The 18419-nt window shown below is 70.2% G+C and carries 18 protein-coding genes and 2 pseudogenes; 10 read left to right on the top strand and 10 right to left on the bottom strand.

Annotated elements, in window-relative coordinates; all coding sequences use genetic code 11:
• Positions 1–5 precede the first annotated feature (5 nt).
• Complete coding sequence (locus tag ACIBCU_RS26500) at positions 6–1226, top strand: trans-sulfuration enzyme family protein (protein ID WP_399234463.1); 1221 nt, start codon at positions 6–8, stop codon at positions 1224–1226.
• On the opposite strand, the gene ACIBCU_RS26495 is transcribed toward ACIBCU_RS26500, so the two are convergent.
• The 3 genes and pseudogenes from ACIBCU_RS26495 to ACIBCU_RS26485 form a co-directional block, all read right to left on the bottom strand.
• A complete protein-coding gene (locus ACIBCU_RS26495; protein ID WP_399234574.1) occupies positions 1156–2544 on the bottom strand; it encodes a GNAT family N-acetyltransferase in 1389 nt (462 codons plus the stop codon). The two genes, ACIBCU_RS26500 and ACIBCU_RS26495, sit on opposite strands and share 71 nt — an antisense overlap.
• Before the next feature lie 166 nt (positions 2545–2710).
• Positions 2711–4291 carry an alkaline phosphatase D family protein gene (locus tag ACIBCU_RS26490; RefSeq protein WP_399234461.1) on the bottom strand — a complete coding sequence of 527 codons (1581 nt, stop codon included), beginning with the start codon at positions 4289–4291 and terminating at the stop codon, positions 2711–2713.
• A gap of 135 nt (positions 4292–4426) precedes the next feature.
• Positions 4427–4702: pseudogene (locus ACIBCU_RS26485) on the bottom strand (PLP-dependent aminotransferase family protein); the annotation flags it as partial.
• Positions 4703–4788: 86 nt separating this feature from the next.
• Between ACIBCU_RS26485 and ACIBCU_RS26480 the strand changes: the two are divergent.
• Positions 4789–4914: pseudogene (locus ACIBCU_RS26480) on the top strand (EamA family transporter); the annotation flags it as partial.
• 63 nt (positions 4915–4977) lie between these two features.
• Here the strand turns inward: ACIBCU_RS26480 and ACIBCU_RS26475 are convergent.
• Positions 4978–5841: an alpha/beta fold hydrolase gene (locus ACIBCU_RS26475; protein WP_399234459.1), complete on the bottom strand. Its 864-nt coding sequence runs from the start codon at positions 5839–5841 to the stop codon at positions 4978–4980.
• A 145-nt stretch (positions 5842–5986) separates the two neighbouring features.
• On the opposite strand from ACIBCU_RS26475, the gene sigJ reads away from it, so the two are divergent.
• Together sigJ and ACIBCU_RS26465 are read left to right on the top strand one after the other, a co-directional pair.
• Positions 5987–6871 (top strand): RNA polymerase sigma factor SigJ, encoded by an 885-nt coding sequence (sigJ, locus tag ACIBCU_RS26470; RefSeq protein WP_362927795.1) that lies wholly within the window; start codon positions 5987–5989, stop codon positions 6869–6871.
• Between the two features lie 281 nt (positions 6872–7152).
• Entirely contained in the window at positions 7153–7923 is a 771-nt protein-coding gene (locus tag ACIBCU_RS26465) for a GntR family transcriptional regulator (RefSeq protein ID WP_399234457.1), read from the top strand.
• A gap of 114 nt (positions 7924–8037) precedes the next feature.
• Here ACIBCU_RS26465 and ACIBCU_RS26460 read toward each other — a convergent pair whose 3' ends face one another.
• The 3 genes from ACIBCU_RS26460 to ACIBCU_RS26450 form a co-directional block, all read right to left on the bottom strand.
• Complete coding sequence (locus ACIBCU_RS26460) at positions 8038–9195, bottom strand: ROK family protein (protein WP_399234572.1); 1158 nt, start codon at positions 9193–9195, stop codon at positions 8038–8040.
• A 127-nt stretch (positions 9196–9322) separates the two neighbouring features.
• The gene (locus ACIBCU_RS26455; RefSeq protein ID WP_362927793.1) at positions 9323–9973 is read right to left on the bottom strand and encodes a response regulator transcription factor; all 651 of its coding nucleotides are present in this window, start codon (positions 9971–9973) and stop codon (positions 9323–9325) included.
• 4 nt (positions 9974–9977) lie between these two features.
• The gene (locus ACIBCU_RS26450) at positions 9978–11156 is read right to left on the bottom strand and encodes a histidine kinase (RefSeq protein WP_362927792.1); all 1179 of its coding nucleotides are present in this window, start codon (positions 11154–11156) and stop codon (positions 9978–9980) included.
• A gap of 107 nt (positions 11157–11263) precedes the next feature.
• On the opposite strand from ACIBCU_RS26450, the gene ACIBCU_RS26445 reads away from it, so the two are divergent.
• From ACIBCU_RS26445 to ACIBCU_RS26435, 3 genes are all read left to right on the top strand, one after another.
• Positions 11264–12199: an ABC transporter ATP-binding protein gene (locus ACIBCU_RS26445; RefSeq protein WP_399234454.1), complete on the top strand. Its 936-nt coding sequence runs from the start codon at positions 11264–11266 to the stop codon at positions 12197–12199.
• A gap of 5 nt (positions 12200–12204) precedes the next feature.
• Positions 12205–12948: an ABC transporter permease gene (locus ACIBCU_RS26440; RefSeq protein ID WP_399234452.1), complete on the top strand. Its 744-nt coding sequence runs from the start codon at positions 12205–12207 to the stop codon at positions 12946–12948.
• A gap of 126 nt (positions 12949–13074) precedes the next feature.
• The gene (locus tag ACIBCU_RS26435; RefSeq protein ID WP_399234450.1) at positions 13075–13512 is read left to right on the top strand and encodes a hypothetical protein; all 438 of its coding nucleotides are present in this window, start codon (positions 13075–13077) and stop codon (positions 13510–13512) included.
• A 131-nt stretch (positions 13513–13643) separates the two neighbouring features.
• Here the strand turns inward: ACIBCU_RS26435 and mug are convergent, their stop codons facing one another.
• The 3 genes from mug to ACIBCU_RS26420 all read right to left on the bottom strand — a co-directional run bounded on the left by mug (position 13644) and on the right by ACIBCU_RS26420 (position 16025).
• Positions 13644–14189 carry a G/U mismatch-specific DNA glycosylase gene (gene mug / locus ACIBCU_RS26430; protein ID WP_399234448.1) on the bottom strand — a complete coding sequence of 182 codons (546 nt, stop codon included), beginning with the start codon at positions 14187–14189 and terminating at the stop codon, positions 13644–13646.
• A gap of 19 nt (positions 14190–14208) precedes the next feature.
• The gene (purB, locus tag ACIBCU_RS26425) at positions 14209–15651 is read right to left on the bottom strand and encodes an adenylosuccinate lyase (RefSeq protein ID WP_399234446.1); all 1443 of its coding nucleotides are present in this window, start codon (positions 15649–15651) and stop codon (positions 14209–14211) included.
• Positions 15652–15785: 134 nt separating this feature from the next.
• Positions 15786–16025 carry a hypothetical protein gene (locus ACIBCU_RS26420; protein ID WP_399234444.1) on the bottom strand — a complete coding sequence of 80 codons (240 nt, stop codon included), beginning with the start codon at positions 16023–16025 and terminating at the stop codon, positions 15786–15788.
• Between the two features lie 177 nt (positions 16026–16202).
• Here ACIBCU_RS26420 and ACIBCU_RS26415 point away from each other — a divergent pair, with 177 nt between their 5' ends.
• The 3 genes from ACIBCU_RS26415 to ACIBCU_RS26405 all read left to right on the top strand — a co-directional run bounded on the left by ACIBCU_RS26415 (position 16203) and on the right by ACIBCU_RS26405 (position 18414).
• Positions 16203–16688: a hypothetical protein gene (locus tag ACIBCU_RS26415; protein ID WP_399234442.1), complete on the top strand. Its 486-nt coding sequence runs from the start codon at positions 16203–16205 to the stop codon at positions 16686–16688.
• Positions 16685–17515: a sigma factor gene (locus ACIBCU_RS26410; RefSeq protein WP_399234440.1), complete on the top strand. Its 831-nt coding sequence runs from the start codon at positions 16685–16687 to the stop codon at positions 17513–17515. Before ACIBCU_RS26415 ends, ACIBCU_RS26410 begins: the two co-directional genes overlap by 4 nt.
• Positions 17516–17616: 101 nt before the next feature.
• Entirely contained in the window at positions 17617–18414 is a 798-nt protein-coding gene (locus ACIBCU_RS26405; RefSeq protein ID WP_399234438.1) for a DUF6907 domain-containing protein, read from the top strand.
• The last annotated feature ends 5 nt before the right edge of the window (positions 18415–18419 follow it).

The raw sequence follows: 18419 nt of genomic DNA, 5'->3' as shown, positions 1-18419 counted from the left end.
GTGACATGCACACCGAAGCCTCCTCGCTGACATCCCAGCCCTCCTTCCGGTCCAGGGCGCTCGCCACCGAAGCCGTGCACGCCGGACGCGACGACCTCGCCTCTCTCGGCCTGCACGCCGCGCCGATCGACCTGTCCACCACCTACCCCTCGTACGACTCCCGGGGCGAGGCAGCGCGCATCGACGCCTTCGCCACCACCGGGGCCAGGCCCGACGGCCCGCCCGTCTACGCACGGCTCGACAACCCGACGACGGGCCGCTTCGAGACGGCACTGGCCCGGCTGGAAGGAGCGGGCAGCGCAGTCGCGTTCGCCAGTGGGATGGCGGCGCTCACCGCCGTCCTGCTGGCCCGCGCGAGCCTGGGGCTGCGTCATGTGGTCGCGGTGCGGCCGCTCTACGGCTGCAGCGACCACCTTCTGAGCGCCGGACTGCTGGGCACCGAAGTGACCTGGACGGATCCGGCGGGCATCGCCGAAGCGATCCGTCCGGACACCGGTCTGGTGATGGTGGAGACGCCCGCCAATCCGACACTGGCCGAGATCGACATCAGGGCCGTGGCGCACTCCTGCGGCTCCGTGCCGCTCCTCGTCGACAACACCTTCGCCACGCCCGTGCTGCAGCGGCCCCTCGAACTCGGGGCCCGGATCGTGCTGCACAGTGCCACCAAATACCTGGGCGGTCACGGCGATGTGATGGGCGGAGTCGTCGCCTGCGACGAGGAGTTCGCCGCGACTCTGCGGCAGGTCCGGTTCGCCACGGGCGGAGTGCTGCATCCGATGGCCGGCTATCTGCTGCTGCGCGGGCTGTCCACCCTGCCGGTACGGATCCGGGCCGCGTCGGCCTCCGCCGCCGAACTGACCCGCAGGCTCTCGGCCGACCCCCGCGTCGCCCGCGTGCACTACCCGGAGGTGGGCGGCGCGATGGTGTCCTTCGAGGTGTTCGGGGATCCGCACAGGGTCATCGCGGGGGTCCGGCTGATCACGCCCGCCGTGAGTCTCGGCAGCGTGGACACCCTCATCCAGCATCCGGCCTCCATCAGCCACCGCATCGTGGGTGAGGGAGACCGGAGGGCCGCCGGTGTCGGTGACCGTCTGCTGCGTATGTCCGTCGGCCTCGAGGACGTCGAGGACCTCTGGGCGGATCTGTGCCAGGCGCTCAGTGAAGGAAGCGCTGTTCCGCAGACGGTGCGAACTGCTGGGCAGGAACCGCGGCCAGCCGCGCGGTGATGACCAGGGTGCCTTCCTCGATCTGGTAGTCGAGAGGCAGCGAGAGCGCCCGCATGGCGGCCACCATCCCCGTGTTGTGGGCCTGTGTCACCGCGTAGACGCTCTCGCAGCCCGCCTCGACCGCCAGGGCCACCAGCCGGCCGAGGAGCTCGGAGCCGATGCCGCGGCGCTGCCAGTCGTCCTCGACGAGGAGGGCGACCTCGGTCTCGTCCCCGTCCCAGAGCAGATGGCCGAGCGCCACCAGCCGGCCGGAGGCCGTCTGCACGGCGAGTGTGCGGCCGAAACGGGGGCTGAGCAGGTGGTCCAGATACCGGTCGGCATCACGGACCGGACCGTGGTAGCGCAGGCCGAGGGTGTGCTCGGAGCAGCGTTCGTGCATGGCGAGGGCCGCGTCGAGGTCACCGCGGTCCGCCCGGCGCACGGTGATCTCGTTGCCCTCCGGCAGGGTGAGGACGTCCTCGCTGCGCGGGACGCGCGGGCCGAGCCTCGCGTCGAGCTCGACCAGCGCACGGGCGCGGGCGAACTCCGTCGGGGTGAAGGGGAGGTAGGGGCGCTCCACGGTGATGACACCGCCCGACGGATCGCGCAGCCTCATCACGGTCTCCTCGAGGACACCTTCCACCGGTGCGCTCTCCCCGGTGGGGCGGCCGGTGATGGACAGGGCGGGCAGCGAGTGGATGGTGCACCGGCCCAGGAGCTGGCGCAGGGCCAGCGGGAGTTCAGCCGCGTCCAGCGCGGTGCGGGTGGCGAGGCCGAGGACCCGGGTGGGCGTGTCCACCAGGTCGTGGGCGTCCGCGCGCTCGATCCAGGTGGCGGACCCGCCGGCGGCGGAGATCTCCCGGGTGAGCCGCTGGGCCGGCAGCGTCGCGGGCGCACGCAGGAGGAACTCGTCGACGGTGCCCTCGGCCAGCGGGTGGGTCTGCAGGGTCAGGATGTCGATCCGGTGACGGGCCAGGGCGATGCACAGGGCGGCCAGGGCACCCGGCGCGTCCCGCACGGTCGTCCGCATCCGCCAGAGCACCGTTTCGGCAGTCTCCTCGGTCCCCACGGCCTCCTCGGCGTCGGCGGAGAGACGCCCCAGGCCGGCGCCGGTGTCCGGGGGTGGTGCGTGGCTGTGCCGCCGCGCCCACCATGTGTGGAAGGCGGCTGTGGCGACCAGGGCCACGGCCGACGCCATGAGCAGATAGGGCCCGTCGGGCTGGTGCCCGATCAGGTTGGCGATCGCGTCGGCCACGGCTACGGCCGTGAAGAGGGCGGCCAGCTCGATCAGGTCCCGCCGCCAGTGGTGCGGGCGGCGGGCACTCTTCGCGGATGTCACATCAGTCATGCCTTCACTGTGACCGAACGGTGTTGCCTGATCACGAACGCATTGTGACTGATGGGTTACGTGTGGATCTGGTCGCCTTCAGCACCTTTTTTCGCGTCCTCGTCCTCACGCCGCCGACGAGCCCGTCCGAGACCCGGTGTCCGCCAGGTCCGGGAGCTCACTGCCCGGTGCGCCCCGGCTGCAGAACCTTGCTGAACAGGACCGTGCCGCCCTGCGCCCGTAGCCGCACGGTCAGCTCCCCGCTCCCGCCGTCGATGTCGACCTCTCCGAAGAACTGCGGCTGCTCCATGGGGGAGACGTTCTGCCGGTCGGGCGCCCGGACGAAGACCCGCTCCGGGCCGAACGTCCCGTCCAACGCGTTGGCGGGGAAGCTGCCCGCGGCCAGCGGGCCCGAGACGAACTCCCAGAACGGCGCGAAGTCCTTGAAGGCCGCGCGCTCGGGGGCGTAATGCTGGGCGGAGGTGTAGTGCACGTCGGCGGTCAGCCAGACGGTACCGGTGATACGCCGGTGCTTGATGTAGCGCAGCAGCTCGGCGATCTGCAGTTCGCGCCCCAGCGGTGCGCCCGGGTCTCCCTGGGCGACCGCCTCGAAGTCAGTGGCTCCGTCGGGGACCACCAGCCCCAGCGGCATGTCGGCGGCGATCACCTTCCACACCGCACGGGACCGCGACAGCTCACGCTCGAGCCAGCGCAACTGCTCGGCGCCGAGGATGCCCTGGGTGTCGTCGGGCTGCCTGCCGGGGGAGTTGGCGTTGCGGAAGGACCGCATGTCCAGCACGAACAGATCGAGCAGCGGACCGTGCCGCACGACGCGGTGCATGCGCCGCTCGTCCGGCGATCCCTGGAGCGTCGTGACCGGGAAGTACTCGCGGAACGCCCGCATCGAGCGCGTCGCGAGCAGGTCCACGTTCTTCTCCGTGTAGCGGACGTCGTCGAGGATCTGTCCCGGGTACCAGTTGTTCCGCACCTCGTGGTCGTCCCACTGGATGACGGAGGGGACCTGCGCGTTGAACGCCCGCAGATTGTCGTCGAGCAGGTTGTACCGGAAGTTCCCGCGGTACTCGTCCAGGGTCTCGGCGACCTTCGACTTCTCCGGGGTCGTGATGTTGCGCCAGATCCGCCCGTCGGGCAGCGTCACGCTGGGCTCGATCACTCCGTCGGCATAGATGTTGTCGCCGCTGCAGAGGAAGAAGTCCGGGTCCAGGCGGCGCATCTCGTCGTACACCCGGTAGCCGCCGATGTCGGGGTTGATGCCCCAGCCCTGGCCCGCGATGTCGCCGGACCAGAGGAAACGCACCCCGGCACGCCGGCGTGCAGGTGCCGTGCGGAAGGTTCCGTACACCGGCTTGCCCGTGCGACGCGGATCGTGCGGGTCCGAGAGCGTGACGCGGTAGTGCACCTGCTCGCCGGCCGGCAGCCCGTACAGCGGGGTCGTGCCGGTGAAGTCCGTACGTGCGTCGACCAGCGGGCCGTGCCATGTGCGGGCGCGGCGGAAGGACTCGGTCGCGGAGGTCTCCACCACCATCTGCGCGGGGCGGTCCGAACGGACCCAGACCAGGGCGGACGACGCCGTGACATCACCGACCTGCACGCCCCAGGACGCGCTCGGCCGGCCCGACAGCGCGAAAGCGGGAGCCGTGGTGACCGCGGCGGGCACGGCGACCGCCGCCGAGGCGAGGAGCGAGCCACGCAGCACGGTGCGGCGGCCGGGGGCCGGGACGAGGGGACGGTTCGACATCGATGCGCCTCCATGGGCGAGAGGGCTGCCGGGACAGCGGGGGCGTACAGGCTGACTGCAGCCCTATGCCTAGTACCCGGCGGAGGCGGGCACGCCAACCGCAGATGAACAACCGGTCGGTCCGCCCCACCACCCCTACGCCTCGACCGCCGGGGCCCGGGGTGCCCGGCCGTGTCGGACCGCCTCGGCCAGGAGCCGGACACCGTGCTCCACGACGGCGGGCGCCAGGTGGGCGTAACCGAGCACCAGACAAACCGGGCTGTCCCGCGCCCCGCCCGCCGTGCAGTCGCTCAGCGGACGCAGCGCGATGCCGGCGGCCGCCGCCCGCCGCAGGAACTCGTCCTGCGGCCCGAATCGTTCCGGCAGCCGGGCGATGATGTGCAGACCCGCGGAGATCCCGCTGTCGGCGGTCGTGTGCGCCGTGGCGGCCGTGGAATCCGCGCTGCTCGGCGTCCTGCTCGACGGAGGAGGCCCTGGCGTTGCTCTGGCAGGCGGCAGTGGTCACCGTCATCGGCTTCGTGTGCTGGTACAGCGGCATGCGGCGCATCGGGACCGAGCGGGCCACGCTCTTCTCCGGGCTGATCCCCGTATCGGCCGCGCTTACCGCCCCGCTGGTCGGTACGGGTACGTACGGCGTGGGCCAGGGCGTGGGAAGCCTTCTGGTGGGTCTGGGGGTGGCGCTCGGCTCAGGTGTTCTGGGCCGGGGCGGCACCCGTGCGTCGGCGGCTCGTGTCGAGGATGACCCGCGCGACGGCGGCGGGGTCGTCGTTCATCGGGACATGGCCGCAATCCGGAAGGCGGACCAGCCGCGCGTCCGGTATCACGTGCTTGGCCCTGACGCCCTGCCGGCGCAACAGCAGCCGGTCCTTGTCGCCCCAGGCGATGCTGACGGGGACGTCCGGTACGTCGTCGGTGAACGCGACGGTCAGACCGGCCTCCAGAGTCTGCCGGAAACCGGTGGCCTCGCGCAGGGCGACGGTCTCCGACACGACCGCGGCCGGTGAACGGCGGCCGGGGCGCGCGTAGATGGTGCTGGTCAGTGCGGCCCGGCCGGGTGAGCTCTGCGACAGCCGCTCGATCAGCGGCATCGGCATCGAGAGGGCCGCTCCGCGCATCGCCCGCAGCACCCCGAAGGCGTAGCGGCGCTCGCTCCGGGTCCAGAAACCGGCGGGGGACAGCGCCGTCACCGAACGAACGAGCTTCTCGCGGCCCAACTCCAGTGCCAGCAGCCCTCCCAATGAGTTCCCGGCCACATGCGGCCGCGCCACGCCGAGCGCGTCGAAGAGCGAGCCGAGCACCGGAACCATGGTCCGCAGCTCATGGTCGAGCCCCTGCGGCAGCGCCGGTGAGGCGCCGAACCCGGGCAGGTCCACCGCTATGACGTCCCGCTCGGCCGCCAGGACGCGCACGACCGGATCCCACGCCTGACGGTGATGACCGATGCCGTGCAGCAGCACCAACGGTTCGCCCGAACCGGTCCGTTCGTACGACACATCGACCTTACGCCGGCCGGCGGGGGAGCCCACTGCGAACGAGATCGTGGCGGCCATGCTGCTCCTCGGGACGAGCCTGCCGGGTGGGGGCGGAAGGAATGAGACGCCTCGTCAACAATGATTACCGCCGGGTAGCTCGTAGTTCAAGGGGTGAGCGCGATTCCCGCTGGACACCCTCAGGCGCGTCGGCTGGGATGGATGAGTGACTGCCGACACCGTGAACGATCCCTTCGAAGAACACCGGCCCTTCCTCACCGGGGTCGCCTACCGCATGCTCGGCCGCGTCGCCGACGCCGAGGACGTGGTGCAGGAGGCGTGGCTGCGCTGGTCGTCGGCGGAGCGTGAGGACGTGCGGGAGCCGCGGGCCTTCCTCGTCCGGATCACCACGCGTCTGGCCATCGACCGGCTGCGCCACCTGAGGTCCCGGCGCGAGGCGTACGTGGGGCCGTGGCTGCCCGAACCCGTGGTCACCGAATTCGGTCCGGCCGTCCCCGACTCCGCCGAGCGCGTGGTGCTCGCCGACTCCGTGTCCCTCGCCGTGCTGGTCGTCCTCGAGACCCTTTCCCCGCTGGAGCGTGCCGTCTTCGTCCTGCGCGAGGCCTTCGGTTTCCCGTATGCGGAGATCGGCGCCGCTCTCGACCGGTCCGAGGCGGCGGTACGGCAACTGGCCGGCCGTGCCAAGCGCCATGTGGAGGAGCGCAAGCCGCGGTACGACGTGGACCCGGCCGTGCGGCGCGATCTCACCGAGCGCTTCCTCGCCGCCGCTTCGGGCGGGGACCTGGAGCAACTGCTCGCCCTGCTGGCTCCCGACGTGCGCCTCGTCAGCGACAGCGGAGGCAAGGCGAAGGCGCCGCGGCGGATCATCGAGACGGCTGACAAGGTCGGCCGCTTCCTCATCGCGGTGGGCCAGGACTGGCCTGCCGCGACGGAGGTCCGCATCCTGGAACTCAACGGCGGCCCCGCGCTGGTGTTCAGTGTGAAGGGAGAGGTGGACACGGTGTTCCAGGCCGAGGTCGGCGACGGAGTCATCCAGTGCGTCTACGTCATCCGCAACCCGGACAAACTGGCAGCGGTGCACGCGGGTTAACGGCGCGGGCGGAAGCCCCCCCTGACCCGGGAACTCATGCGCCCCACCAGCCCCACGACCCTCACCGATAGTGCCGGTCGTGGGGCTTCGTGTTGCATGCGCCCGCCGCCACACGAACGTCCCGTGAACGCTCTGCGGCAGTGGATCGTTTCGCTGCGTCACGGCGCGAGGATTGGTCTTGACCAAGGTGGTTCGCCGTCCTAAGGTCTGAACGATAAGGCAGGAACCTTTAATAAATAACGTCGCGGAATACAAGCCACCGGGCGGATGCGGAGGACAGGGTGGGGACCACGCAGCTGGAATCGGTGCAGGAGCCGAAGTACTGGCACCTCAAGACCGTGCTCAGTGAGGCACTCGACTCGGACTTCGCGGTCGGAGAGGTACTGCCCAACGAGCGGGACCTCGCGGCGCGCTTCGGCGTGGCCAGGGCCACCCTCCGCCAGGCGCTGGAGCAGCTCGAACTCGAAGGCAGGCTGCAGCGGCGCCGCGGCGTGGGCACCACCGTCGCCCCGCCCCGGGTCGGAGTGGCTGTTGCCACCGCACAGCACGGCTGGGCGGGCGGCGACACGGGGGACGAGGCGTGGCAGCCCATCGAGTGCGCAACGGACACGGCTCCTGCCGCGGTCGCCGCGCTGCTCGGCACGGACGCGGGGGAACCTGTGCATGTGGTGCGCCGCATCCGGGTCGCTCAGGGGCAGGCCGTGGCGGCCGAACTCCTCTATGTGCCGACGTCGTCCGTGCCCGCGCTGTCCGCCATCGAAGCGTCGTCAGGGCCTGTCCGAGCCCGCACGGTCCTGCGGGAACTGCACCGCCTCGACCTCGACGGCCAGGACCGCTCGGTCGAACTCGGTTCGGCCCGCGCGGACGACGCGAAGGAGCTCGACCGGCTCCCGGGCGCTCCGGTTCTCGTGGTCACCACCCGGCATTTCGCCGCCGCAGGCACGGCAGCGGTCTCTGTCGCCACATACAGGGCCGACACCTGCCGGCTCACCTTCGGGGATTCCGGCGCGCTGGAGATCAGCCACGACGAGCAGGAGCGCAAAGCCTCCTGACATTCGGGAGGCCTGCCCCGACGTCTCGGGAGCCTGCTTCCCGGACGGGGGTTCGCCCCGGACTTCCTGCCCGGGTGCCGCGGTCCGCTCCGGTTTCTTCACGGCCCGTCGCTGTCAGCGGCGGGCCGTCACCGTTCCTTCCACGGCGAAGAGCTGTTCCTCCACGTGGTCCAGGGCCAGCCGCAGCGCGCCCGTGGCGACAGCCGCCTCCCCGAGGAGGGAGAGGGTCACCCGCGGCGGCCGCAGGCAGTAACGCGCGAGCTCGTCTCGGAGCGGGTCGAGAACACCGTCCAGGCCGGCGGCCCAACCGCCGATGACCACGAGCTCCGGATCGAGCGCCAGCACCAGAGCCGCGACATCGTGCACCAGACGCTGGATGAACCGTGCGACCGCGGCCTGGGCCCCCGCATCGCCGTGCCTGGCCTTGGCGAAGACGGCGGCGACGGCGTGCTCGTCCAGAGGGTCCAGCGGGGTGTCCGTCGTGGAGAGCAGGTGTTCCGGCGTGACATCACGGCCGAGGAGATGCAGTGCGCCGATCTCTCCGGCCGCACCACCGAACCCGCGGTGCAGTCGCCCGCCGATCAGCGACCCGGCGCCCGGGCTCAAGCCCGCCAGGACGAAGACGATGTCGTCCGACTCGGTCGCCGCACCCTTCCAGTGTTCGGCCACCGCGGCCGCGTTGGCGTCGTTCTCCACCAGCACGGGGCATCGGAAGGAACGCCGCAGCCTTTCGCCGAGTGCGAGGCCCGTCCAGTCCGGCAGGGCGGTGCCCAGCCGGACGGTGCCGTCGGCCTCCACGATGCCGGGACTGCCCACGCCGACCGCGCGCAAGCTGCTCCGCTGCACGCCGGTGCGGCGCAGCACATCGGCGATCATGCCTCTGACCTGGTCGAGTCTGTCATCAGCGCACGCCGTCTCGGAGACATCCCGTGAGCCTGCGCCGACGATCCGGCCGTCCAGCCCGGACAGCAGGGCGGAGACCCGGTGCGGGCCTATCTCGACGCCCAGCAGGTACCCGGCCTCGGCACGGAACCTGAATCGCCTGGCAGGCCGGCCCTGGCGCCTGGTTCCGCTCTCGTCGGGCAGCGCCTCCACCACCAGGCCCGCCGCGAAGAGCCCCTCGACGACACCTTCGACCGTGGGGCGGGACAGACCTGTGATGCGGGTCAGGTCCGTGAGCGTGGGCGAATCCGCCCCGCGCAGGGCATGCAGCACCACTGCGGAATTGATCCTGCGCAGCAGAGACGGGTCCCCACCGGTCAGCCTGCCCACCGTGTGTCCTCCCAGGTCGTGCCCCATGTCTGCCGGATCGTACTCGCTGACCCCGACCTCGGCGACCAGCACCCGGAGAGAGGCAACCGGAACCGGTCCGGGGAGGGGTGCAGTAGAGCCCCGAGGGTCAGCGGGGAGCCACGAAGCCTGACTCGTAGGCTGCGATCACTGCTTGTGTGCGGTCCCTGGCACCCAACTTCGCGAGCACAGCGCTGACATGTGACTTCACGGTCTCCACGCCCACGACGAGCTCGGCGGCGATCTCCGCGTTGGACCGACCCCGTGCCATCAGGCGGAGCACTGCCGCCTCGCGGTCGGTGAGCGCCGCCCGGACCATCGCGTCCCGCGCCTTGCTCGTGCCGTAGTCCGCGGCGAGCTGCCGGACCGCGGCGGGGAACAGCAGCGACTCACCTTCTGCCACCAGCCTCACCGCGTGAACGATCTCCGCGGGCCGGGCTCGCTTGAGCAGAAACCCGTCCGCCCCTGCCCGCAGCGCCTCGTAGACGTACTCGTCGTTCTCGAACGTGGTCACCACCAGGATCTTCGGCGGATCGGCAACGGTGCGCAGCACCAGCCGGGTCGCCTCGATGCCGTCCATCAGGGGCATGCGCACATCCATGGCCACCACGTCGGGCCGGAGGCTGCTGACGAGAGGGATCACGGCCGCACCGTCGGCGGCCTCACCCACCACCTCGATGTCGTCCTGCGCTTCCAGGACCGCGCGGAGCCCCGCGCGCACGAGAGGTTCGTCGTCGACGAGAAGTACGGTGACCGGCATCCGGTCAGCGTATGCGGTCCAGCGGAAGGCTCGCGTGCACGATCCATTCCCCTTCGTGCGGGCCCGTTCTGGCCTGGCCACCCAACAGGGCGGCCCTCTCCCGTATGCCCCGCAGCCCGCTGCCGCTGCTCGGGGCACGGGCCGATGCCGCGAACGGGTTGGCCACCTCCAGCTCCAGCTTCTCCTTCGCCACGGCGATCCTCACCCGTACGGGAACGGCGCCGGCATGACGCAGCACATTGGTGAGCGACTCCTGCAGAATCCGGTAGCCCTCACGGGACACCGGGCCGGGGACCAGATCGAGCGGCCCGGTCATTTCCACGTCCATCTTCACGCCGGAGCCGCGGGCCGAATCCAGCAGCCGGTCGGCTTCGACCAGGGTCGGGCGAGCCCCGGCGGGAGGGTCCGACTCCCTCAACACGCGCAGGACGCGCTCCAGATCGTCCATTGCCTGGCGCCCCGTCTCCTCGATGGCGGCGAGTGCCCGCGCGGTGAACTCCGGATTGCCCGCCGTCCTGGCAGCCCCCGCCTGCACGACCGCGACCGTCAGCGCGTGTCCGATCGAATCATGAAGCTCGCGCGCTATGCGGTTTCGCTCCAGAAGCTGCTCGGTGCGCTCCTCCAGAGCGGTCAGCCGCTCCGTCGGCGAGGGCCCCAGCAGCCCGCGGGCGGCCGCGGTGGCCACCTCACCGCACAGGACGACCCATCCGAGAAGTATCAGTACCGGCAGCGGTGCCAGCAGCCCGCACAGCCACCGCACTTCGAGGAAGTCCGTCAGCCAGTCCACGCTCGGAGTCGCACCCACCGAGACACTGATGAGGTCGAACGTGGTCGTCGACAGCCACACGGTGGCGGAGCCCACCGCCGCCGTGAGCAGCAGCCTGACCTCGAGCCAGGCCACGGTGCGCCAGCGGTCCCCCCAGGTGCCCGCGGGTGCGACGGAGATGGTGGGGTCCGGCCGGCCACGCTCCCCGGGTGTGAGGAGGAGCTGCGCCTGTATCCCTTCGGCCAGGCGCATCGCTGGCAGCAGCCCGACCGGAACCGCGAAGACGAAGGGCATCGGCACCCACGGGGTGTCGATGGCGATGAACATCCACAGGCTGACGACCGCGGACGGAATGAGGAGATGCAACCAGCGGCTGTATGTGACGGGCGTGGCCAGCGGCCCGAGGAAGTGGCGCATGCCGCCATCGTCTCAGCGCAGGGCTACGAAGGGCTCCCCCGAGCGAGGGAGACGAACCACCCTGGCGGGGGAGGCTGCAGTCGGCGGCAGGCAGCCAGGCTTGGCACATGACCAGCATCGACGTCCACGAACTCACCAAGGACTACGGGCCCACTCGCGCCGTGGACCAGCTCACGTTCAGCGTGAGACCGGGCCGCGTGACAGGCTTTCTCGGGCCCAACGGCGCGGGCAAGTCCACCACCATGCGGCTCGTCCTCGGCCTGGACCGGCCCACAGCCGGCACCGCCACCATCGGCGGGCGGCCGTACGCCTCGCTGGGAAGTCCGCTGCGCCGGGTCGGCGCCCTGCTCGACGCCCAGGCAGCCCACGGCTCACGCACCGCGCGTGACCACTTGCTCGCTCTCGCGGTGAGCAACGGCATAGCCGAGAGCCGGGCCGACGACGTCCTGGAGGAAACGGGCCTCGCAGCGGTCGCAAGACGGAGGATCAAGACGTTCTCGCTCGGAATGCGACAACGCCTCGGGATCGCGGGAGCGCTGCTCGGCGAGCCGGACGTGGTGATGCTGGACGAACCGTCGAACGGGCTGGATCCGGAAGGCATCATCTGGATCCGCGAGCTGATGCGCGGCATGGCCCGCGAGGGCCGCACCGTCCTGGTCGCCAGCCACTTGATGAACGAGACCTCCTCGTTCGCCGACCATCTGATCGTCCTCGGGCGAGGACGGCTCCTCGCGGACCTGCCGATGCAGGAATTCCTCGACTCCCGCGGCCGGCCAGGTGCCCGGCTCCGCACCACCGATGCCACCCGACTCTGCGAGGTCCTGATCCGCAGGGGATACACGCCGGTGCGCGAGGACGACGGACGCTGGACCATCGACGGGGCCAAGGCGGAGGAAGTCGGCACCGCGGCCGCGGTCGAGGGCATTCCCCTGCTCGAACTCATCGACCTGCAGCCGTCCTTGGAAGAGGCCTACCTCGATCTCACCACGGACGAATCAGAATTCGCGGCGGCCGCATCGCCCACCCCACGCCAGGAGGTCTGACCATCGTGACCACTCCGACCACGGCGGTACTGCGCTCCGAATGGATCAAGATCAAATCGGTGCGGTCCGTACTGTTCTCACTGATAGCGGTATTCGCTGCCACGCTTGCCGTCACGGTGCTCGCGTTTGCCACCGTGGGGCAGGCCGAGGCTGACGACGCCGGCCACGATCTGCTGCTCTCGGCCTTCTACGCACTGAACTTCGGCCAGATCGCGGCCATAAGCTTCGGGGCGACGGCTCTGTCCTCCGAGTTCCTGAACGGCGCTCTGCGTATATCCCTCTCGGCGGTTCCCCGACGAGGTCTTCTCTACGCCGCCAAGATGTCGGTGGTCGGCGGTCTCGCCCTCGCCATGGGGATGGTTACCAGCTTCGCCACGTTTCTGGTGGGACAGATGTTCATGGGTGAGTACGCCATCGGCCTGGGGGATCCCGGGGCGCTCCGCGCGTCGTTCGGAGGCGGAATCTATCTCGCGCTGATCGCCCTGTTCGCCGCAGGACTGACGGCGGTGCTGCGCAGTGCTGTTGCCGTGCTCAGTACGCTCATCCCCTTCCTGCTGATCGTCTCCTTCGTCGTCGGAGACATCGCGGGGGGCATCGCCCGATATCTGCCCGATCAAGCAGGGCAATTGGTGCTCCACCAGCATCCGGACGGAAGCCTCGGACCGTGGGCGGGTCTGGCGGTGACCGCAGTATGGGCCGGTACCGCCCTGCTTGCCGGCTGGTGGAGACTCCGGACGAGAGACGCCTGAGGGTGGGGTAAGTGGGGTGCGAAAGCTCGGTACCGAGGTGCCAGGAGGCGGACTTCCTGCACCTGGGAAAGGCGAGGGAGGATCGGTGTGACGCCATGTGTCAGTGCGGAGCGGTTTACTGACGGTATGACCACCGCACATCATCTCCGCCTCATCGACGGGATGCGCACCAGGGACTTCCCCTTGGAGCGCGTCCCGGCGGGCTCGGGAATCAGCGGACCTGGCTACCACACAGCGCTCCTCCTCAGCGAGGACGACCACAGGGACGGGGACGAGGCGGACCGCCTCGAACTCCGTGCGCAATGCCTGGCGGAACACGACGCCCTGCTCGCGCTTCTCACCTTGCGCTGGGGAGAACCGCAGATCGTCAGCCTGTGGAGCGCGCAGGAACGGATGATGGCAGGGGAGGTGATAGCCGAGCCCTGGGCCGACCCCGTCGCGAGTTGTGAGCATCTTCAGCTGTGGCGCGCGGAGGACCGGTGGGTCGCTGTCGTGCTCTACCTGGAGGATGACGGACCGGGCTGCGAGTTGGGCGTACTGGTCACTGTGGTCGACCCGCCCTGATCCACCTACGACTCCGTAAGCGCGCTATCCGTACTCACCCGCACGTCGCACGTACGCCGAATGCCGGAAGGCCCGCCGCCCGCGCACGAGCCCTGTCGCATGGCCCGCCACCGGGCGCGTCACGTGGCCTGTTACGAGCCGTCCCGCTCAGCCGCCGCCGACAGGCGGGCGTACTCGTCCGCCATGGTGCTCACGGTCCAGTGTGCGTTCAGGCCGCTCGGGTTGGGCAGCGCCCAGACACGCGCGCCGCCGATCGTCCGCTCCTGTGGGCCGATCCGCGCACGGCGGTCGCCGAAGGCCGAGCGGTAAGCGGTCACCCCGACCACGGCCAGCCAAAGCGGGCCCAGCGCTTCCACCTTCGCCGACAGCACTTCTCCGCCCGCACGGAATTCTTCCGGCCTCAGCTCGTCCGCCCGTGCGGTGGCTCTGGACACCACATTGGTGATGCCCAGGCCGTAGCCCAGAAGCTGCTCCTGTTCCGACGGTTTCAGCTGCCTGGGTGTGAAGCCCGAAAGATGCAGCACCGGCCAGAACCGATTGCCGGCATGAGCGAAATGGTGCCCCGTAGCCGCGGTCATCAGGCTCGGGTTGATTCCGCAGAACAGCACACGCAGACCGCCCGCGACCACGTCGGGTACGACGCGGTCGCGGGCGGTCTGCAGCTCATCGGGTGTCATACGGCTGCGGAGCCGACCGTCAGAGAATGGAGCCGGGAGTGTATGCCGCGGCCTCCGGGTGCTGCTTGGCGATCTCCTCGATCCTGGACACCAGAACGGCGACCTGATCGCCCGCCGCGCCGGTGAACGAGAGCTTGTCCGCCATGAGGGCATCGAGCTCACCGCGGTCGAGCGGAATGCGCTCGTCGGCCGCCAGCTTGTCCAGCAGCTCGTTGCGCTCCGCTCCCTGCTCCCGCATGGCCAGAGCCGAGGCGACCGCGTTCTCCTTGATGGCCTCGTGCGCGACCTCGCGGCCGACCCCTGCCCGCACCGAGCCCATCAGCACCTTGGTCGTGGCGAGGAAGGGGAGGTAGCGGTCCAGCTCACGCGCGACGACCGCGGGGAACGCGCCGAACTCGTCGAGCACGGTGAGGAACGTCTCCAGCAGACCGTCGAACGCGAAGAAGGCATCCGGCAGCGCGACCCGGCGGACCACGGAACAGGACACGTCGCCCTCGTTCCACTGGTCGCCCGCCAGCTCGCCCGTCATCGACGCGTAGCCGCGCAGGATCACCATCAGCCCGTTGACCCGCTCGCAGGAGCGCGTGTTCATCTTGTGCGGCATCGCCGACGAGCCGACCTGGCCAGGCTTGAAGCCCTCAGTCACCAGCTCGTGTCCGGCCATCAGCCGGATGGTCTTGGCGACCGACGACGGCGCGGCGGCCAGCTGCACCAGCGCGGTGACCACGTCGTAGTCGAGGGAACGGGGATAGACCTGGCCGACGGAGGTGAAGGCGTGGGCGAAGCCGAGGTGGCCGGCGACGCGCTGCTCCAGGTCGGCGAGCTTGCTCGCGTCTCCGCCCAGCAGGTCCAGCATGTCCTGCGCAGTCCCGACGGGGCCCTTGATGCCGCGCAGCGGGTAGCGGCCCAGCAGGTCCTCCAGGCGCCCGTAAGCCACCAGCAGCTCGTCCGCGGCGGTGGCGAAGCGCTTGCCGAGCGTGGTCGCCTGTGCGGCGACGTTGTGCGAGCGACCCGCGATGACCAGCTCGCTGTACTCCGCCGCCAGCTTGCCCAGCCGCGCCAGAACCGCCACCGTGCGGTCGCGCATCAGCTCCAGCGAGAGCCGGATCTGCAGCTGCTCGACGTTCTCGGTGAGGTCCCGGGAGGTCATGCCCTTGTGGACCTGCTCATGGCCGGCGAGAGCGTTGAACTCCTCGATCCGCGCCTTCACGTCGTGCCGGGTGACCTTCTCGCGCTCGGCGATCGAGGCGAGGTCGACCTGGTCGATCACACGCTCGTAGTCGGCCGGCGCCGCGTCGGGTACCTCGATCCCGAGGTCCTTCTGAGCGCGCAGCACCGCCAGCCACAGCTGACGTTCCAGCTTCACCTTCTGCTCGGGGGACCAGAGGACGGCCAGCTCCGTAGAGGCATAGCGGCCGGCCAGGACATTGGGGATGCGAGGCTTCGCAGACACAGCAGTCACGTGTCCGGAGTTTACCTGGCGTGCGTGAGGGCTTTTCCACGTCCACGCAGTCCAGAAGTTCCAGGTGGGGGGCTTTCTGGACTGCACAGGGCGTGATGGGCGTGAGAGATCTGTGAGACGCGTGGCCGCGCGTCTCAGGACTCGGAGGAAGGTTCTTCCTCGGCGTTCGTGATCCGCCTGACCTGCTGCCGGGTGTACCCGGTCACTTCACAGATGTCCTTCTGCAGGACCCCGTCGACCTTGGCCTGCCGGATAGCTTCGGCCAGCTCTTGCCGAAGGATCTCCGTTCGCGTCTCCGACTCCCTGAAGCGGCCGGCCAGATGCCCAAGCGATCTCTTATCCATGGCGCACAGTGTTTCATCGAGAACGGTCATGGAACATGACGTTACGCGTCGATCGGAAACTTTCCTAGGTCAGTGGCGTTGACAAGGGAACACGATGTTCCCTAGGGTTCAGGTGTTGGCAGGAACGGCGCCAACAGAACGGCCCCCGCCGGTGTGCAACCACCGAACGAGGGCCTGACGGAACACCTGCGCGAACAGGAGCCCGCTGTGCTGAAGTCTCTCATCTCCCGCCGACTGGTCACCATCGTCTCGGACGCGGTCCGGTCGGTCGTCTCCCCCGCCTCCCTCATGGTCGAGGCCACCACCACCACCGCCCCGGACCCGGCCGGCCTGTACGAGGCCGACGAGGTTCCCCCGGTCAAGGACATCGAGGCTGCTGCCGCCGCCTTCGACCAGGCCGCCCAGCAGGCCCGTGCCGGTGACCGCGGCAAGCGCGCCGCGAAGAAGGTGCTGGACCGCCTGCCCGCCGGCCGCTACGGCTCGTGGCTGGTGTCCCGCACCGCGTCGAACCGGCAGACCGCCGACCTCGACGCCATCCGGGCCATCTTCAAGGCCAACGGCCTGGGCCCCGTCCCGATGAAGTCGTCGGCACCCTCACTCAAGGTCGTGCGCCTGGCCGAGGTCACCGTTGTCGCCCCCACGTCCGCCCGGGTTCGCGTCGGCGCCTCCACCGGTCTGGCGGTAGCCCTGTGAAGACCACCCTCGACCGGCTCCTCGCCATGACCACGCCCGGCCCGAACGGCTGCGTGATCTTCACCGGCCACGTCGACACGAAGGGCTACGGCCGGTTCTCCGTCGACAAGCACAACGCCCGCGCTCACCGGGTCGCCTTCGAGCAGCTGACCGGCCCGGCCCCGGAGGGCATGGGGATCGTTCACCTGTGCCACAAGGCTGACCCGTCCTGCGGCGGCGGCCCTCAGTGTCTGCACCGTCGGTGCCTCAACCCCCTGCACATGGCCTTGTGGACCCGCTCGGAGATCTCCCGAGGTAATACGCGCGGTGCGTCTTCCGCAAACGGGGCCAAGACTCACTGCCCGCAGGGTCACCCCTACGACGACACGAACACCTTCCTCGCGAAGGACGGGGCCCGGAACTGCCGGGCGTGCCACCGGGCGCGCGGCCGGGCCTGGAGGGCGAAGGCCAAGGAGCAGGCAGCGGGCAGGCGGTTGGGGCTGCGCGAGAGCTTCACGGCCCTGTACGTGGCGCAGCAGGGCTTCGTGACCGGCGTGATCCTCTCCGAGGTTCGCGACAGGAACTTCGCCTTGGCGGAGGATCTGGCGGCCGATGCGTTCATCAGGGCGTGGAAGGCGTGGCCGAAGTGCCGGGCCACGACCGACGCCCAGTTGAGGGCGTGGCTGCGGACGATCGCACGGCACACGGTCATCGACCACTACCGGGTCAAGCGGAACACCGCCGAGCTGGCGGCCGACCCCACGGCTTGGCAGTACGCCAATCAGCCGGTTGAGCCGACGGGCGGTTGCTACTCCGTCCGGTCCGGCCGCCAGCTCACCCCGGCCTAACAGCCCCCTGCACCACCACCGTGTCCCGCGGTTCCGGGACTGCCCCGCCGGACGTGTCGCCGTCCGTCCGGCCGGGGCCCCTCCCAGCCTTGAGGAGAGTCATGCCCAACACCTCCCGCTCCACCGTCCCCGCCTCGTTCAAGCCGTCCGGCAGCCTCGTCGCCCCGCCGGCCGCCCCGGACCCGCTCGAGACCGCCCTCCGATCCGCCTTCGACCAAGGCGAGCCCTGCGACGCCGAAGGCAACCCGGCCGTCCAGGACCGCACCATCACCTACCCGCTGATGTCCGGCGGCTTCCTCGTCGATGTCTGCCCGTCGTGGTGCATCCTCGATCACGCCGACGACGTCGAGCGCGGCCTGGCCTCCCCCGAAGACCTGGTCCACGAGGGCGCCCAGGTGGCCTTGCCCTTCCCCGGGATCGAGCGCGGGCTGCTCGCCGCATCGGTCCGCCAGTGGCCCCACGACACCGACCACAACGGCTCGAACCTCCCCCACATCGCGCTCATGCCCGACGCCGACTCCGGCGACGACCTGGGCTACCTCACCCCGACGCAGCTGAACGCGGAGATCCAGCGCACCAGGCAGCACCTGGTCGAGCTGCAGCGCCTGGCCGAGCAGGTGGCCGGCCTGCGGGCCGACGCCCACCAGCAGGGCGGCGGCGCGGTAGGGGAACTGGAGGAGGACGACGTGCAATCGATGCCGCTCCCGCACCTGCTGGCCGCGTTCGGGGCCCGCGTCGTCGAGGGCGACCCGGAGGGGTTCGGCAACCTGATGTCGTCGTTCCTGCTGGGGAAGGCGGGCGACTGGCAGATCATGATCAGCCGGGAGTTGACGCAGTGCCTGCGCGAGCAGGTCGTGCGCGGCGCCCTTCTCACCCTGCACCGCCGGGCCGGCCGATGAGCGAG

Origin of the sequence: Streptomyces sp. NPDC051064 (assembly GCF_044455985.1) — a bacterium.
In the GTDB taxonomy this organism is placed as follows: Bacteria; Actinomycetota; Actinomycetes; order Streptomycetales; family Streptomycetaceae; genus Streptomyces.
This window is presented reverse-complemented; position numbering and strand designations above follow the sequence as displayed.

Bases quoted from the DNA above. Each gene is read 5' to 3' on its own strand.
- ACIBCU_RS26500 (WP_399234463.1), top strand. From the start codon at position 6: ATGCACACCGAAGCCTCCTCGCTGACATCCCAGCCCTCCTTCCGGTCC.
- ACIBCU_RS26490 (WP_399234461.1), bottom strand. From the start codon at position 4,291: ATGTCGAACCGTCCCCTCGTCCCGGCCCCCGGCCGCCGCACCGTGCTG.
- ACIBCU_RS26475 (WP_399234459.1), bottom strand. From the start codon at position 5,841: ATGGCCGCCACGATCTCGTTCGCAGTGGGCTCCCCCGCCGGCCGGCGT.
- ACIBCU_RS26455 (WP_362927793.1), bottom strand. From the start codon at position 9,973: ATGCCGGTCACCGTACTTCTCGTCGACGACGAACCTCTCGTGCGCGCG.
- ACIBCU_RS26450 (WP_362927792.1), bottom strand. From the start codon at position 11,156: ATGCGCCACTTCCTCGGGCCGCTGGCCACGCCCGTCACATACAGCCGC.
- ACIBCU_RS26445 (WP_399234454.1), top strand. From the start codon at position 11,264: ATGACCAGCATCGACGTCCACGAACTCACCAAGGACTACGGGCCCACT.
- ACIBCU_RS26435 (WP_399234450.1), top strand. From the start codon at position 13,075: ATGACCACCGCACATCATCTCCGCCTCATCGACGGGATGCGCACCAGG.
- mug (WP_399234448.1), bottom strand. From the start codon at position 14,189: ATGACACCCGATGAGCTGCAGACCGCCCGCGACCGCGTCGTACCCGAC.
- ACIBCU_RS26420 (WP_399234444.1), bottom strand. From the start codon at position 16,025: ATGACCGTTCTCGATGAAACACTGTGCGCCATGGATAAGAGATCGCTT.
- ACIBCU_RS26405 (WP_399234438.1), top strand. From the start codon at position 17,617: ATGCCCAACACCTCCCGCTCCACCGTCCCCGCCTCGTTCAAGCCGTCC.